Annotated in this window: 17 protein-coding genes and 1 other annotated feature; all 17 genes read right to left on the reverse strand. The window is 37.4% G+C overall.

Features of this window, described 5'->3' with window-relative positions:
- Window positions 1–25: 25 nt before the first annotated feature.
- Entirely contained in the window at window positions 26–2,782 is a 2,757-nt protein-coding gene (gene ileS, locus CFK37_RS16090) for an isoleucine--tRNA ligase (protein ID WP_089062827.1), read from the reverse strand.
- 111 nt (window positions 2,783–2,893) lie between these two features.
- Window positions 2,894–3,118 (reverse strand) — a binding site (T-box leader).
- 58 nt (window positions 3,119–3,176) lie between these two features.
- On the reverse strand, window positions 3,177–3,680 hold the full coding sequence (locus CFK37_RS16095; RefSeq protein ID WP_089062828.1) for a DivIVA domain-containing protein: 504 nt from the start codon (window positions 3,678–3,680) through the stop codon (window positions 3,177–3,179).
- A gap of 112 nt (window positions 3,681–3,792) precedes the next feature.
- The gene (locus tag CFK37_RS16100) at window positions 3,793–4,569 is read right to left on the reverse strand and encodes a YlmH family RNA-binding protein (protein ID WP_089062829.1); all 777 of its coding nucleotides are present in this window, start codon (window positions 4,567–4,569) and stop codon (window positions 3,793–3,795) included.
- A 3-nt stretch (window positions 4,570–4,572) separates the two neighbouring features.
- Complete coding sequence (locus CFK37_RS16105) at window positions 4,573–4,848, reverse strand: YggT family protein (RefSeq protein ID WP_089062830.1); 276 nt, start codon at window positions 4,846–4,848, stop codon at window positions 4,573–4,575.
- 5 nt (window positions 4,849–4,853) lie between these two features.
- Entirely contained in the window at window positions 4,854–5,297 is a 444-nt protein-coding gene (locus tag CFK37_RS16110; protein ID WP_089062831.1) for a cell division protein SepF, read from the reverse strand.
- 2 nt (window positions 5,298–5,299) lie between these two features.
- On the reverse strand, window positions 5,300–5,986 hold the full coding sequence (locus CFK37_RS16115) for a YggS family pyridoxal phosphate-dependent enzyme (protein WP_172840518.1): 687 nt from the start codon (window positions 5,984–5,986) through the stop codon (window positions 5,300–5,302).
- Between the two features lie 28 nt (window positions 5,987–6,014).
- On the reverse strand, window positions 6,015–6,821 hold the full coding sequence (gene pgeF / locus CFK37_RS16120; RefSeq protein ID WP_245837232.1) for a peptidoglycan editing factor PgeF: 807 nt from the start codon (window positions 6,819–6,821) through the stop codon (window positions 6,015–6,017).
- A gap of 57 nt (window positions 6,822–6,878) precedes the next feature.
- A complete protein-coding gene (locus tag CFK37_RS16125; protein WP_089062834.1) occupies window positions 6,879–7,151 on the reverse strand; it encodes a YlmC/YmxH family sporulation protein in 273 nt (90 codons plus the stop codon).
- A gap of 154 nt (window positions 7,152–7,305) precedes the next feature.
- A complete protein-coding gene (gene sigG, locus CFK37_RS16130) occupies window positions 7,306–8,085 on the reverse strand; it encodes an RNA polymerase sporulation sigma factor SigG (RefSeq protein ID WP_089062835.1) in 780 nt (259 codons plus the stop codon).
- Between the two features lie 125 nt (window positions 8,086–8,210).
- Window positions 8,211–8,930, reverse strand: a complete 720-nt coding sequence (sigE, locus tag CFK37_RS16135) for an RNA polymerase sporulation sigma factor SigE (protein ID WP_089062836.1) — start codon at window positions 8,928–8,930, stop codon at window positions 8,211–8,213.
- 82 nt (window positions 8,931–9,012) lie between these two features.
- A complete protein-coding gene (gene spoIIGA / locus CFK37_RS16140) occupies window positions 9,013–9,933 on the reverse strand; it encodes a sigma-E processing peptidase SpoIIGA (protein ID WP_089062837.1) in 921 nt (306 codons plus the stop codon).
- Between the two features lie 249 nt (window positions 9,934–10,182).
- The gene (gene ftsZ / locus CFK37_RS16145) at window positions 10,183–11,346 is read right to left on the reverse strand and encodes a cell division protein FtsZ (protein WP_089062838.1); all 1,164 of its coding nucleotides are present in this window, start codon (window positions 11,344–11,346) and stop codon (window positions 10,183–10,185) included.
- Between the two features lie 64 nt (window positions 11,347–11,410).
- Window positions 11,411–12,691 carry a cell division protein FtsA gene (gene ftsA / locus CFK37_RS16150; protein ID WP_089062839.1) on the reverse strand — a complete coding sequence of 427 codons (1,281 nt, stop codon included), beginning with the start codon at window positions 12,689–12,691 and terminating at the stop codon, window positions 11,411–11,413.
- Window positions 12,692–13,009: 318 nt separating this feature from the next.
- The gene (locus CFK37_RS16155) at window positions 13,010–13,798 is read right to left on the reverse strand and encodes a cell division protein FtsQ/DivIB (RefSeq protein WP_089062840.1); all 789 of its coding nucleotides are present in this window, start codon (window positions 13,796–13,798) and stop codon (window positions 13,010–13,012) included.
- Window positions 13,799–13,974: 176 nt separating this feature from the next.
- Window positions 13,975–15,075: a stage V sporulation protein E gene (spoVE, locus tag CFK37_RS16160; protein WP_089063689.1), complete on the reverse strand. Its 1,101-nt coding sequence runs from the start codon at window positions 15,073–15,075 to the stop codon at window positions 13,975–13,977.
- Window positions 15,076–15,170: 95 nt separating this feature from the next.
- Window positions 15,171–16,520 (reverse strand): UDP-N-acetylmuramoyl-L-alanine--D-glutamate ligase, encoded by a 1,350-nt coding sequence (gene murD, locus CFK37_RS16165; protein WP_089062841.1) that lies wholly within the window; start codon window positions 16,518–16,520, stop codon window positions 15,171–15,173.
- Complete coding sequence (gene mraY, locus CFK37_RS16170; RefSeq protein ID WP_089062842.1) at window positions 16,517–17,503, reverse strand: phospho-N-acetylmuramoyl-pentapeptide-transferase; 987 nt, start codon at window positions 17,501–17,503, stop codon at window positions 16,517–16,519. The genes murD and mraY overlap by 4 nt, the downstream gene beginning before the upstream one ends.
- Window positions 17,504–17,521: the final 18 nt, after the last annotated feature.

Genomic DNA, 17,521 nt, shown 5'->3' on the forward strand with positions numbered 1-17,521 from the left:
CTGCTTTAAGGAGGAGGATTCTTTATTATTCTGCATAGTTTTCCTTTACAATATCTGCACAACGTGTACAAAGTTCCGGATAGTCCTTGTCGTCTCCTACTGTTTCAGATGCTGTCCAGCAGCGTTCGCATTTTTCTCCGGGATGCTTCTCAACCTTTACATCAACGTAACGATAGGCCTTCGTACCATCCGCTTCATCTTGAACATCTGCACCAGAAACAATTAATAATTGATGTAAATGCGGAATATCAGCCAGCACTTCTTTTGTTTTTTCATCTTTTGCAACAAGCGTTAATTTTGCCTCCAGTGATTTCCCAATTACCTTTTCATTACGAGCTTCTTCCAACGCCTTTAAAACATCATCTCGAATACTCATAAAATGATCCCATTTTTCCAGTAAACCGGTTGATTCAAAAATGGTTTTAGGCTCAGGTATATCTGTTAATTGAACACTTTCTGCTTGTGTCCCTGGAATATATTCCCATACCTCTTCGGTTGTGTGTGGAATAATTGGTGTTAACAACTGTACAAGTGTTGTTAAAATATCATAGTACACCGTCTGAATACTTCTTCGTCGCAGATTATCTGCCGCTTCAATATACAAAATGTCTTTTGCAAAGTCCAGATAGAATGAACTCAAATCCACTGCACAGAAATTATGAATCTGATGATAAATAGTAGAGAATTCATAGTTATCATAACCGTTACGGACATTTTTATTTAACTGGTTTAACCGTTGCAGCATGTAACGATCCACTTCCTGTAGTTCATTAACATCAACACGATCGGTTTCCGGTTTAAAGTCAGCAAGGTTTGCTAACATAAAACGGAATGTGTTTCTGATTTTACGATATGCTTCTGATACATGTTTTAAAATATCCTGGGAAATTCGCACATCCGCTTGATAATCAACGGATGAAACCCACAGACGAAGGATATCTGAACCTAGTTGTTTTTGAACCTTTGACGGACTCATAATGTTTCCAAGCGATTTACTCATTTTTCGGCCATTTCCATCTAGCACAAATCCATGGCTAATCACATTTTCATATGGCGCTCTTCCAGTAACTGCCACTGCGGTTGACAGGGATGAATTAAACCATCCGCGGTATTGGTCACTACCTTCTAGATATATATCCGCTGGGCGTCTAAGATCATCGCGTTCAACTAATACACCTTGATGGGAAGAGCCGGAATCAAACCAAACATCCATAATGTCCGTTTCTTTAGTAAACGTACCATTCGGACTATGCTCAGACGTAAAGCCTTCTGGCAATAAATCTTTTGCATCGCGCTCGAACCATACATTTGACCCGTGTTCACCAAACAACTTGGAAATATGTGCAATGGTTTCCTCTGTTATAATTGGTGTTTGATCTTCTGCATAAAAGACTGGAATTGGAACACCCCATGCACGTTGACGAGAAATACACCAGTCCTCGCGGTCACGTACCATATTATATAATCGTGTTTCACCCCAGCTAGGATACCAATTTACGCGCTTTATCTCATCTAAAATATTCTGACGAAAATCTTTAATTGACGCAAACCATTGAGATGTTGCACGAAAAATAGTAGGTTTTTTCGTACGCCAGTCATGTGGATAAGAATGTGTAATGAACGTAAGTTTTAATAATGCACCAACTTCTTCTAGTTTCTCAGTAATTGGTTTGTTTGCTTTGTCATAAAATAATCCTTCAAATCCAGGGGCTTCATTTGTAAATACTCCTTTATCATCAACGGGGCACAACGCCTTTAGACCATAACGTTTTGCCACATAGAAATCGTCTTCCCCGTGGCCAGGTGCAGTGTGTACACAACCAGTTCCGGCATCTGTTGTCACATGATCACCTAACATGACAATTGAATTCCGATCATAAAATGGGTGCTTTGTAACAATTTCGTCTGCTTCCTGACCCTTAAATGTTTTAATTACTTCAGGATTTTCCCACTCTAGTTCAGCTGAAACAGTTTCAAGTAAGTCCTGCGCTACCACATATTTTTCATTCTGTACCTGAACAACCACATATTCAAAATCAGGATGTAAACTTATTCCTAGATTCGCAGGAATAGTCCATGGTGTTGTCGTCCAAATGATAAACTTTTCTCCTTCTCCAAGAAGTCCTTTTCCATCCGTAACTTCAAAAGCAACATAAATAGATGGTGAGCGTTTATCTTGGTATTCAATTTCAGCTTCAGCAAGTGCTGACTCAGATGATGGTGACCAATATACTGGCTTCAATCCTTTGTAGATATAACCTTTATTGGCCATTTCTCCAAATACTTTAATTTGTGCTGCCTCATAGTCCTTCGTCAGTGTAATGTATGGATTATCCCAATCTCCTCGGACTCCCAGCTGCTTAAACTGGGTTCGTTGATTATCAATTTGGCCCATAGCATATTCCGCACATTTTTGTCTAAATTCGGCAATGCTTAATTCTTTTCGATTTACTTTTTTCTTTTTAGTTAATGCCGTTTCAATGGGCAATCCATGTGTATCCCAGCCGGGAACATATGGTGCAGAAAATCCAGACATTGATTTATAGCGTGTAATGAAGTCTTTTAGGATTTTATTTAACGCATGCCCAATATGCAAATCTCCATTAGCATATGGCGGGCCATCATGTAAAACAAACAAAGGCCGATCCTCGGTGCGTTCCTGACTTTTTCGATAAATATCATTATCATCCCACTGTTGTTGGCGTAACGGTTCTTTATTCGGCAGATTACCTCGCATAGGGAAATCTGTTTTTGGCATCAGCAAAGTGTCTTTGTAATCCATATTTTGTTCCTCCTTATTTGTAAATGCATCGCTGCCACTGGCTCCTAACGCTAAAGCATTGAAGTGACAGAAAAGTTATATAAGAATTAAAAAAAGCCCTCTCAATCCCCAAAAAGGGACGAGAAGACTCGCGGTACCACCCTTATAAACTTAAATTTATCATTGATTTAAATTCACTCAAGGTTCTTAACGCGAACGACACGTCCAATTCTCCTCAAAACCTGAATTGATTGGATACTCAGGAGTGATCTCTAATTATTTTCTGTACCAGGCTCCCACCATTCCCAGCTCGCTTAAACAGGACAACAATTATACTGTCTCCATCCATGTATATTTCATAATAATAGTAATGTTATTTTATAATAATATGTAATATTTAAGCAAACGTCAAGTATTAGGATTTATTTTCTGCCAATTCCAATTCCTCACCTAAATCAACATCGAATAACTGATCCCAATCGTCCGTGCCAATCATCTCTAATTGGGCTTCCACAAGCATCCTTAATCTTGTACGGAAGACCTTTCCCTGTTTCTTTAATTCCTCTACATCCATGGCAATTCGTCTGGATTTATTTAGGGCCTCGTTGATTATTCGATCAGCATTTTTCTCGGCTTCTTTGATTATTAATTTGGATTCCTTCGTTGCGTTGCCACGCACTTCCTCAGCAGTTTCTTGTGCTATCAGGATGGACTTATTTAGGGTTGTCTCAATGTTTGTAAAATGTCCAAGCTTTTCATTTAACTGTTCCACTTTTTCTTTTAGATCTTTCTTCTCCCGGATTACCATTTCATAATCTTTAATTACCTGATCTAAAAATTCATTTACCTCATCTTCATCATAGCCTCTAAAACTTCTTGTGAATTCTTTGTTATGGATATCCAGTGGTGTTAATGGCACGCTGGCCACCTCCTTCGAGTTAATTAAAACTATATATCAAATACCCTAAAGTCCAATTCCCATTACGCTTACATTCGACACATTTTTTGAAAATCCTGCATACATTCCTAAATTATTTTAATTTAGCTGTCGTTATTTTTAGTTTACCTTTTTTGGTTTTACCGTTAACTTGTCCAATCTTACTTCTTCCTTTTCCTTTAAATGAAATTAAGTCATGTTCTCTTACAGAAAAGGATTGATCTTCAACTATACGATAATTTACCTTCACCAATCTTCTCGTAATACTTTCAGCTGCTTGTTTTCTTGATATGGAATAGATTTCCTTGATTATCGTGTCCAACCGCAAGGAAGATACTAATTTATTTTCCTCTATCCAAACTGGTTTTTTTTCAAGGAATGATTGGGTCGGTTTTTCAATAAGTTTTATTGAAGCCTTTTTAATTGAGGTCAAATTCGCCAAAATATATGTGGAAATATCGTCCGTTACCAAAAGTTGAACTAATCCATCCTGAACAACTATATCGCCAAGTTTTTTTCGTTTAATGCCAAGTGATAGAAATGAACCCATTACGTCACGGTGAGACATTGTTATGAACTTTTCATTATACGTGGCCTGCAACATGACAATTCCAAAGTCGTCCATGATGACTTCCTCATAATTTGGTGCAATAATTGCGCGCTTCCTCTCAGAATACTTGCCGCCTCCAAATAATTGAATCGTACTATCACTTACTTTTGCATCGATTAACATTATCATGATTTGCTGCTCTCTAGGATCTAAAAAGTCAGTTAGAATTGGTTGAAACGAACGCTCCACCTGTTCCTTCCATGATAAAACACGATCCACGAAAGGATGTTCTTCTTTTCTAAAGTGTTGATAAATATCCATGTCTTAAAACAATCCGGCTAACATTCTAAAAAATACCGGTAAACCGTAGTCCCGCGCTAAAAACAGAACAAAAATCGCTACAATTGGTGACAAGTCAATCATACCAAGTGGAGGAATAATTTTACGGAATGGTTCAAGAAATGGTTCACAGATATTTGTTAGGAATCTTCCTATCGCTGTATCGCGTGATCCCGGAAACCAGGACATAAAGATATAGATAATAATGGCGAAACTGTATATTTCCAAACCATAATAAAGAAGTAAAAACAATTGGTTCATTTAGGCTACCATCCTTTTTCAAATTCGTCTTCTTCTACTAATGTATCGGTAATAGAACCGGAAACATTGACATTATCCGGTGTACATAAGAATGTATCAGCACCAAGCTTCTGTATATCACCATTAATCGCGTAAACTGTCCCGCTCAAAAAGTCAACAATACGTTTTGCCTGTCCACGATCAACACGTTGCAAGTTGATCACAACAGCCCTTCGGTTAACAATATTATCGGCTATTTCCTGAGCTTCACCATAGGACCTTGGTTCACTTAGGACCACTTTCGATGCTGTTTGCTGCATACTTTTCAGGTTCACTACATTTTGCTTTGACTGTTTCTGATTAGTACTTTCGGAGCTTGACGCAGGAGCGTCTTCCTGTTCATATTCCTCAACATATTCATACTCATCATCCATCGTAAAGAACGTTTTTATTTTATTTTTAATGGTCATGGTTACACCTCACTAGTTTTTGATCCAACTAAATTTGAACCAATGCGTATATGAGTAGCACCTTCCTCAACAGCAATTTGATAGTCATTACTCATTCCCATCGATAAATAGGTACACGGTGCGCTAGACAGTTGTTTGCTCGAAATCCTGTCCCTTGTTTCCCTAAGCAGCCTGAACGTTTGGCGCAATAACTCCTGATCGTCGGTGTGGGGTGCCATTGTCATAAGACCAACAACATGAATATTAGGATAGACTGAGAGTGTTGATATGAAGCTTTCCACTTCGCTCAGTTCAATTCCGTGCTTTGATTCTTCACCACTAACATTCACTTGAATAAAGCAATTAACTGGTTTTTCGGAACGCTTGTTTATTTCTTTTGCAAGTGATGTTCGATCAAGCGAATGTATGAAATCAACCTTGTCAATTACATCTTTGACTTTACGAGATTGCAATGTACCGATAAAATGCCATTTCGCCCGTTCCCTAAAGTGTTCATATTTTTCGTAGAAGCCTTCCAATCGGTTTTCGCCAAGGTTTTGAATTCCAGCCTGAAGTGCTTCTTCCGTTCGTTCTATTGTAACATATTTCGTTACTCCGATAATGGTTATTTCGCTTGTGTTTCGCTTACACTTATCACAAGCTGTTTGGATAGTGGTTTGTATGTTGGTTAAATTATCAGCTACTTGCACGATTTATATATCCCCTTTCAAAGCTGCATCATGATTGAAAACCGATGAAGCCTAACATTCTTCCGGTTTTACCATGATCCCTCCGATGAGAAAAAAATAATTCCTCCTCGCGAAATGTGCAATAATTTGTTACATCTATATTATGACGAATTACCCCACTTTGTAAAAGGATTTCCATATTTAACTTCTTTAAATCCAATAAATAATGGTCATTATTTCGTCTTTCCGCTGCCTGTTTTATTTGTTCTTCGTCGAGATTTTTAATAACCTGCCAATCGACTTCATAAGCGTTTTTAGATATACATGGTCCGATAGCCACTCGTATCGTTTCAGGGTCTGCACCAAGTAATTCAAATTTCTTAATCATTTCCACTCCAATGCTATTTACAGTTCCTTTCCAGCCTGCATGTGCAATACCGATATATTCTGTTTCCTTATCAAAAAAGAAAAGGGGAACGCAGTCCGCGAAGAAAGCAGTACAAAGAATATCTTTTTGATTTGTGATAAGCCCATCAATTCCGCTAAGCGAATCATCATACGTAAAGGCGCCCCTCCCCTTCAATTTTTGGTCAATCACCGCTATGTTGGTACCATGAACCTGTTCACCGCTAACCCAGGAATCCATTGGCAGCCCAATTCGGTCAGCAAGTTGCGCCCGATTTTTAATGACATCCTGCTTTCTATCCGGTACATGTAAACCCATATTAAATGATTCGAATGGGGGTCTACTAATTCCGCCAAGACGAGTAGTAAAACCAACTTGCAGTTCAGGGTGTAAATCTTTCCAGCTGTTCAAAGTTAAATATGATGAATTTGCATGATTAAAAACGTCCAACGTGGATACCTCCATATATTGTCCTTGCCTTATTCTACCATATTTTTAATGGACACTTTAATCTAATGTTGTATTACTGCTTAAAAGAAGTTGGTTTTCCTTTAACTGAACAAGAATAACATCTTCCCCTATTGTTGTGATTTGATGCCATCCAATAATCATTTCTCCTGATTTCGCAAACATCCCACTTTTCCCTTCTTTTATTTGCAGGACAATTGCAAGTATTCTACCGTTCACGGCATCAATCTCCAAATCAGAAATATGACCCAGACGTGTACCATTTTCAATGACGATGACCTCTTTCATTTGCAACTCTGAAAGTTTGATCATTGTAATCACCACCTTACTAAATTTATATGCAAGGTTTGTTCATTTTTTCATAAAAAAACAGTAAAAAAGAACAGATATGACGATATCTGTTCTTGGGCTTCATTCTATTAACCATTATCGAACCACGGCCCCTTGAAACTAGACCGTTTTCTATTCACTCAAACATTTGTTTGTTCATTTGGTTGATTGCTGCTTTTTCGAGGCGCGACACCTGGGCTTGTGATATGCCGATTTCATCGGCGACTTCCATTTGTGTTTTACCTTGGAAAAAACGTTTATTTACAATCATTTTCTCACGTTCATTGAGTTGATGCATACCTTCCTTCAAGGAAAGCTTGTCTACCCAGGTAGAATCCTTATCCGAATCATCACTTAACTGATCCATCACAAAAATCGGGTCACCACCGTCATTATAGATTGGTTCAAATAATGAAACAGGATCCTGAATTGCATCCAGAGCAAATACGATATCTGCTTGTGGTATGCCTAATTCCTCGGCGATTTCTTTGGAAGTAGGTTCCTTTGATGTTTTGTTAACCAAACTTTCTCTTACCTGTAATGCTTTATATGCAATATCACGTAATGATCTGGACACACGAATTGGATTATTATCCCGTAAATATCTTCTAATTTCTCCAATGATCATCGGGACTGCATATGTGGAAAATTTAACATTATGACCTAAATCAAAATTATCGATTGATTTCATTAATCCTATACATCCTACCTGAAACAGATCATCAACATATTCTCCACGATTATTAAAACGCTGAATGACACTTAAAACTAAGCGTAAATTACCATTCACTAATTCTTCTCGTGCAGATAGTTCTCCCTCTTGCATTTTTACAAATAATTTACGCATTTCTTCGTTCTTTAACACTGGTAATTTCGATGTATCAACACCACATATTTCAACTTTATGTCTAATCATATCGATTCTGCCCTCCCAGTTAGCGATGCTGTTCAAGGACAGTATCTCCGCGCAGGAGATTTTTTATGCAAACCGAATGAGACAAAAAATGGTAAATATATGGTGTAAATCAACTGTGTCTAGGGCTATACCATTTTATTAAATTCTTTTTTTAACCGGCGGATTATTTTTTTCTCCAGTCTGGAAATATACGATTGTGAAATACCTAACATATCGGCCACATCTTTTTGTGTTTTTTCCTCCTGGCCAATCAGACCAAATCGCAGCTCCATGATTTGCTTTTCCCTGTTATTCAAATGTGACAAAGCATTTTTTAACAAATCTTTGTCCACGTTCTTTTCAAGGTTCTTGGTAATCACATCATCATCCGTGCCTAGTACATCTGACAACAATAATTCATTGCCATCCCAATCTATGTTCAAAGGCTCATCAAATGATATTTCAGATTTTAATTTATTATTTCTTCTTAAATACATAAGAATCTCATTTTCAATACATCTGGATGCATAGGTTGCTAATTTAATTTGTTTCTCTGGTTTGAAGGTATTAACAGCTTTGATTAGACCAATAGTTCCAATACTGATTAAATCTTCAATGTTGATACCGGTATTTTCAAATTTGCGGGCAATATAAACAACTAAACGCAGATTTCGTTCTATCAGTACTGCCCGAGCCGCTTTATCCCCAGTAGGTAAGCGCTTTAATAAAGACTGTTCTTCTGTTTTTGACAGCGGTGGTGGTAATGCTTCACTGCCGCCAATATAATATATTTCATCAGCTTTAAAACCTAGTTTAATTAAAAACTTATACCACCATAACTGCATCCGAAGTTTCAACAAATTAATCGCTCCTTTTCATTAAATTGATTTGCCTGATTTCTTAATCACCCGAACTCCTTTTTCAGTATACGGGCAGTTTTAAGCAGGTTTATGCTGAATGAACTGCTGCTAGTTTAATAATTTGGGGATGAAGTAAACAATGATATCGTTGATCTTTAGTTAGATCTGAAAACTGAATTCCGATTAATAACTTATTTGTCATAATCTCTCTTTCGTCATACTGTATTTTTATATGATCTGGCTTGATTGCCAACATATAAGAAGACTTTCCATTAACGCCCTGAAATGGAACGATATGTATTCGTCCCTCCCATTTTTTCGGGACAGCATCAAAGTCCAAAAGATCAGATGCCTTAGTTATAGCTTCCCATTCATCTTCTGAAAACCATTGCTTTAAAAACGGTTCATCACAGATAACAACTGGGCTTTTTGTAAGAGGATCAACCAATTGATTTCCACTATCAATGTATCCTGTTGTCGAAATTGCCTTATTATTAATTTCTAATGTAGTGGGATAAAACTGATCATACCGAATTTTTTCCGCTGCGTGCTTGTCCATACTTTTTTTCGTAAAGTGCCAAACAATTGGAAAACATATGACAACGAATATCCAACTGATTGGATCCCCGTATCCTTTATTAAACGTTAGAACTCCACTCGAAGAAACAGCGAATGGGCTTTCCAGCATAAAGTGCAGGGCAATTAACCCACCTCCGATAGTAAAAGTAACAAAGTAGAATAAAAACAGGAGACGGAACAATTGATATACAGAACGATAACGACAGAAACTCAATATTATTAAAATTGAATACATAAACTTCCCAACTACGCTAGTAATCAATGAATCTGGGAAATAGATTGAAATCGGAACGATCATGGAAGCAACAAACGAACCTAGAATAATCCTTTTCTTACTAGCACTTTCTTTTGCTAAGATAAGTGTAAGCATAATGAGCATCATATCAAACAAAAAATTGAGCAGCCATATTACATCAACATAAATTGCCACTTCTCCCTTCCTTTCCATCCTATTGAATTTCTGGCTTTAGCTGAATAATTAAAAGTATAAGGGAGGTGGATAAAAAAGTCTGTCGCTTCTTGTATGCAAAAAAGGGCTATTTTTAACTTCTTATCAACAGGATTGTCGGAGGGGTAGGATACAGGAGAAGCACAGGTTCCCACAATTGATGGATGATTAAAAAAGCAGCCAGACTGGGTGAAATACCAGTTTGGCTGCCCTGAATCATTCAATCTACTTTTATCGATTGCGGTTACGGTTACGTAAGAAGGTTGGAATGTCTAAAGCATCGTCTTCTTGTTTCACACGATTAGGCTGTTGTTGCTGCTGCTGCGACTGCTGTTGCTGCGGTTGTTGTCTTTCTCTTGGAGCCTCATCAAATTGTCTTGTTGCAGCTTGCTGTTTATGATTAATAATCGGCCGTTGTTTTGGTGTGTTATCAATTTTTTGATTTTCATCAAATCCTGTTGCAATAACAGTAACAATAATTTCATCTTTTAAATTTTCGTTGATCACTGAACCAAATATGACATTTACTTCATTATCTGCAGCAGAAGTTACTAAATCAGCTGCTTCCTGCACTTCATATAAACTTAAATTATCTCCGCCTGTAATATTCATAAGAATACCGTGGGCTCCATCAATCGAAGTTTCAAGTAACGGTGAAGATATTGCTTTTTTCGCGGCTTCAGTGGCACGACTTTCTCCGGTAGCAACACCAATGCCCATTAATGCAGACCCTTTATCAAACATAATTGTTTTAACATCAGCAAAGTCTACATTAATCAGTCCTGGTTTTGCGATTAAATCAGAAATGCCTTGTACACCTTGACGGAGAACATTGTCCGCCTCACGGAATGCTTCTAGCATCGGTGTGTTTTTATCAACAATTTCAAGCAGACGATCATTCGGAATGACAATTAAAGTATCGACACTACTCTTTAATGCATCAATTCCCGAAACTGCCTGTACAGATCTGCGCCGGCCTTCAAAGGTAAACGGACGTGTTACAACACCGACTGTTAATGCTCCAATTTCTTTTGCGATTTGAGCAATTACTGGCGCTGCACCGGTACCAGTACCGCCGCCCATCCCAGCGGTTACAAAAATCATATCTGCACCTTGCAGTATTTCTTCAATTTGTTCTTTATTTTCCTCAGCAGCTTTTTTACCAACCTCTGGATTAGCTCCTGCACCAAGTCCGCGTGTCAGTTTTCCGCCAATTTGCAGCTTCACTTCCGCCTTGGAAAGATTTAATGCCTGTGCGTCCGTATTAACTGCAATAAATTCGACACCTTCCACACCATGTTCTATCATTCGGTTAACAGCGTTGCTTCCACCGCCACCAACACCAATAACTTTAATTGTTGCTAACTGATCCATATTTGTATCAAACTCTAACATATCCGTTCCTCCTAAATTTGCAAAATTACAAGAGTTTATCACAAGTAGTTACTGAAACACTATATTAATCAAAGAAATATTTGAAAATATTAGCGATTCCTGATTCTTTTTTCGTTTTTTCCTTTGGTTCTTTAGGACTAGCTTGTTTTTTCGTGCGTTTTGGTTGTGATTCCTGCTCATGCTCAATAACAGATGGAAATAATTCTTTTCCTTGTATTTTCGCATTACGGTAAGCAAATTGCAAGATACCAACACCTGCTGTATACTGCGGTTCCCTTACCCCAATATAATCCGGGATGGCCATTCTTACATTTGATTGAAACAAATCCTGTGCAAGTTCAAGTACGCCTGACATTTTCATGGTACCACCCGTCAATACATAACCCCCAGGCAATCCCCGATATCCAGCTTTTCTGATTTCCCGCTCGGCATAGGCATATATTTCTTCTAACCTTGCCTCAATCATATCAGCAATCTGTAACTGGTTGTAGGTCTGTTTTGTATTACTTCCAATGATAGAAACTTCAAATGTCTCATTTTCTTGTGCTTCATCAAAGAAAGCATGACCATAATTAAGTTTAATGTCTTCTGCTTCTTCTGTAGATGTTCTAAGCCCAATGGATAAATCTTTTGTTATGTTGTCTCCGCCTAACGGGACAACGCTTGTGGATACTAGATGATCATTTTCGAAGATTGATACAGTTGAGCATCCACCCCCAACATCAATTAGGGCTACACCAAGATTTTTTTCATCCTTGGAAAGCGCAATTGATCCTCCTGCGAGTGGTTGTAAACAAATATCGGATATTTGTAAATTGGCACGCTCCACACATTTTAATATATTATGTAAGACCGTTTTGGAACACGTTATAATTGTTCCCTCCATTTCCAGGCGGACACCGATCATTCCCCTTGGATCCGTAATTTCATCCAATCCATCCACAATAAACTGTTTTGGTATGACATCAATGATTTCACGTTCCGGAGGGATAGAAAGCACTTGTGCTGCATCAATTACACGTGTTATATCATCATTGCCTATTTCACGATTTTCACTTTGAACGGCTACTACACCATGGCATGATTGTAATTGAATATGATTGCCGTTTATTCCAACTACAACCCGGTCAATTTCCATTCCAACCATACGCTCCGCTTGTTCAACAGCATTTCTGATAGAATTTACAGTTTGGTCAATATCAACTATAGCACCTTTTTTCATGCCGTTTGACTTAGCAGAACCTACGCCAATAATATTTAATGAATCATTTACAACTTCCCCAATAATTACTTTTATTTTTGATGTCCCAATGTCTAAACTAACTAAAATCTCACTTTGATTCAAAGAAAGGCACCTCCCAATTCCTTACAACAATTTTATTTTCAGCCATTTTTACGTTTAGATTTGATAACCAGCAATTCATAAGTATTATAATCTATTATTCTATCGTACTACACGGTAAAAATAAAATATATTATGAGTAATTCTACAATTAACATAGAATTCCTTTAATTTTCTGCTGATTTTTTCATTTCTTCGCAAATTAATTTGTATTCCATTCTTTTCATGGGCATAACCTACCACATACTAAACTGTTCGTTAACATCGCTCTGAATGTGTCTTTCAACTTTAATTAATCAACTATTTTTATTAAATTGGCGATTATTCCGCAGTGGTTTTTGTTATTTTTTTATCTTCTGTATTATCCTCAAACGATTCGAAATAAACACCTACCCCAATATGGATGATTCCTTTATTATCCGGGTCAAGCTGGGCAACGATTGACGGATACACCTTCATGTTCTTAGCAAAGTTTCGAATAGTTCCATCAACCACATAACCATCACTCATAAAAAGGACTATTTTTTTCTTATTATCGTCTTTCGGCTTCCAATGAATTTCAGAAATTAAATTACGAATATTTTGCGGTAGTTTTTTTAACTGTTCGGTCATTTTGTTTAACATGGATTCATCATTGAAGCCTATCAGCAAAGGAGCACTACCATTGCTTGTTTCCCTTTTTAATTTGGTCAACACCTTGCCGTTCCCTAAAATAGGGTAAAAGAAACCATCTTTTTTTAAGTACCCTACTTGTTTTAATTCATTAACTTGAATTTCAACAGTCCACGGCAGTTTCTTATTAACTTCAACAGAATCAATGATTGGATTTTTTGCCAGTTCATTTTTAATCTTGGATTCATTGAGCATCCAGATGTTCGTATCAGTTGTTAAATTAGTTTTTTCCACGACCTCATCGTCTGATAATGCAAGGTTGCCGGTCACCTCGATTGTATGTATATGACTAAGTGGAGATTGCAAATATACGATAATCGATATAAGTATGAAAAAAATAGAAAGATAAAATATTAAACGTCTATTCGCTTTTTTCTTGCGAGCTTGTTTCAGCTTTGGAATGCGATCCTCAATCGAAACAATTTTCTTTTTGCTCATTCTATTTCTTCCTTTATTTCAAATTAACAGAATAAAACGGCACTATAAAATGCCGTCTCATTTTGTTACCTGAATTATATCATATTACATACATAAATATGTAGTACACATTACCTAGAAAATTGTTTTTTTAAAGCATTGCGACAGTAAAATATATCCAACACCTCAGATAATTATCAAATTGTGGAAGATCTGCTAATATTTAATAAAATACCAACGGCGCAAAGTGTTAGCGTCAGGGATGAACCCCCATAGCTTAAAAATGGTAATGTAATACCTGTGACGGGGATTAAGCCGATTACAACGCTGATATTGATCATAACCTGAATCGAAAGCATAGTGGTAATGCCTAACGCCAAATATCTGCCAAATTCATCCTGTGTAGTAAGAGCTATTTTAATTCCTCTCCAGAAGATCAGGATGAATAATATGATAACAATCGTGCCACCGATAAACCCTAATTCTTCTCCTAAAATAGCAAAAATAAAATCTGTTTGCGGTTCAGGTAGGTAGAAATACTTTTGTATACTGTCACCTAAACCAACACCCATTAATCCGCCGGGACCGATTGCGTACAAAGACTGAATGATTTGAAATCCGTCCCCAAGCGGGTCTTCCCACGGATTAATAAATGCGGTAATTCGTTTAATTCGATATGGTGCAGAAATGATCAGGAACAGGAAGGCTACTATACCTAAACCAGCCAGTCCAAAAAAATGGGTGAATTTTGCACCGGCAGCGAAGATTAATACCATACATGTTAGAACCAGAACAACGCCTGTCCCTAAATCCGGCTGAAGCATAATTAGCCCAAATGCGGTGAACACAAGAATAATAGAAGGGAAAAAGCCTTTTTTAAACGATGTGATATATTTCTGGTTAAACGTCAAATAGGCGGATAGAAATATAATCAGTCCAAGTTTCATAAATTCGGACGGCTGGATACTAAATGCCCCAACACCAATCCAGCTTTGCGCACCTCCGCGTACTAAGCCGACGCCTGGTATTAACACTAATCCAAGCATTACAAAACACCCTAGCAATATTGGTTTAGCATACTTCTTCCATAACCCGTATGGTGTCATCATCAGGAAAAACATTGCAACAATACCTACACCGACAAACAGTAATTGACGTTTGAGATAAAAGAAAGCGTCGCCATACTTATAATCCGCCCAAACGTACGATGAACTAAATACCATTACCCCTCCTATGATCAGCAATGCTATAACCAAGCCAAGCAAAAAATAATCCGGTTTACTTTGTTGTTTAAACATTTTATCAAACAAAAAAATACCCCATTTCCAACTAAAAGAAATTAGGGCATTTAGTATTAAGTAAGTTAGCAATTGATGACTGAAAGAAAATGCCCTTACTCTAATGTATGCACAGCTTGTATAAACATGTCTCCTCGTTCTTCAAAACTACGATATTGATCCCAGCTGGCACATGCTGGTGAAAGCAAAATTACATCTTTTGGATTTGATAATGCATATGCTTTGTCAACAGCGTCCGTCACATCTTTTGCAAATGTAACCTTGGTTATTCCTGCCTTGTCTGCCAGTTCTTTAAGCTTCATTTTTGTTTGGCCAAATAACACCATTGCCTTCACATTTTTTAAATATGGGAGTAAATCATCAAAACCATTGCCACGATCCAACCCACCAGCCAGCAAAATGGTGGGTTGTTTAAATGAGGACAAGGCTTTTTGGGTTGCTAAAATATTAGTACCTTTTGAATCATTATAAAACAGCCTGTCTGCAATCCTGGCTACAAATTGAAAACGATGTTCAACTCCGGAGAATGTTTGTAATACTTTTTGTATAGCCTTCGTACTTGCGCCGTTTAGCTTTGCTGCACAAATTGCCGCGAGCATATTTTCGATATTGTGATCGCCAACAAGCAGAATATCCTGTTTATCCATTATCTTTTCATTTCCAAAATAAATACTGGTTGAATCGGCCCACGCTCCTGTTTCAAGCTGTTTCGTAATGGAAAAAGGTACTTTAACTGATTTGGCTTCCAATGCAGCCTCTCTCAAATTTGGATCATCATCATTGTACACAAGATAATCCTCACTCGTTTGGTTTCTAAAAATATTATATTTAGCTCTTTTATAATTTGCCATCGTTTTATGATAATCCAAATGCGCTTCATAAATGTTAAGTAGTACTGCAATTTTAGGTTGGAATTCCCGTATCCCCATTAATTGGAATGAGGATAATTCCAATACCAGAGTTTCCTCATCGGTTAGGGTCTGGGCAACCTCTGTTGCAACTTTTCCAATATTCCCCGCTACTTTAACAGGTAAATTACTCTCAGCTATCATATTTGTAGCAAGCGTTGTTGTGGTAGTTTTGCCATTTGAACCGGAAATAGCAATAATATTCCCTGTTGCTAATTCATTAGCAAACTCAATTTCAGTTAAAATTGGAATCTCACGTTTTTCAGCTTCTGCGACTACTGGGTTGTCATATGGAATGCCCGGATTTTTAATGACCACATCTACCGTATCTAAAACAGAAAGGGGATGGGAACCAACAATCACCTCAGCGCCCATCTCTTTTAGTTTTACAACAACATCATCTGTTTGCGTTGCAAGCTTGTCATTTATCCGTACATTAATACCACTATTTAAAAGTAGCTCAGCGGCAGCTGTACCACTTTTTGCTAAACCCAATACTAATGCATGTGAATAGTTAAATTCAGTTAATTTCTTCACAATAAGCCCACCTCGATATATACGCCAAGTGCTGCAAATAATAATCCCACAAACCAAAATGTCGTAACTACCCGCCATTCTGACCAACCCATTAGCTCATAATGATGGTGTAATGGGCTCATTTTAAATATACGTTTTCCGGTTGTTTTAAATGATATAACTTGAATAATAACTGATAATGTTTCGATGACAAACACGCCGCCAATGATGATTAGAATAATTTCAAGTTTAGTTAATATAGCGATGGCGGCCAATGAACCTCCAAGAGCTAAAGAACCAGTATCTCCCATAAAAACCTTTGCAGGATGTGCGTTAAAGATAAGAAAGCCTAATAATGCCCCAACAGCTGATAGTGCAAAAATGGCTACTTCATTTTGCGGAAAACCAGACCATGCCAAGATTCCAAATGCGCCAAACGCAATTGCAGCTGTACCCGCTAAAAGTCCGTCTAACCCATCAGTTAAGTTTACCGCATTTGACGTGCCGACAAGCATAAAAATAATTAATAATGCATAGCCCCAGCCGAGGTCCCACTGGATGTCAGTACCCGGAACTTGAATATATGTATCAAAATTATTCATCCGTAAAATTACATAAAATACAAGTGCGATTACTACTTGTCCAAACATCTTTTGTTTTGATGTTAATCCAAGATTCCGTTTAAGGGCAACTTTGATAAAATCATCTAAAAAGCCGATAAGTCCATACCCTAAAATTACGAATATTAAAATCCATAGTTCATATCCAATGGATTGAAACGAATATTTTGCCGCCATGATTATTGATGTAATAATAATACTGAAGACAATCATAATTCCACCCATTGTTGGTGTACCGGTTTTTTTCACATGTGATTTAGGTCCTTCTTCTCGTATACTTTGTCCAAATTTCAATCGTCTTAAAAAAGGAATAAAGATCGGGGATAAAAGGACGGTGATTAAAAATGCGATTGCGATTGTTATCAGTAATGCATATAAATTCATTGTGTTTCTCCTCCTTTT

It is taken from the genome of Virgibacillus phasianinus, from assembly GCF_002216775.1.
Lineage (GTDB): Bacteria > Bacillota > Bacilli > Bacillales > Amphibacillaceae > Virgibacillus_F > Virgibacillus_F phasianinus.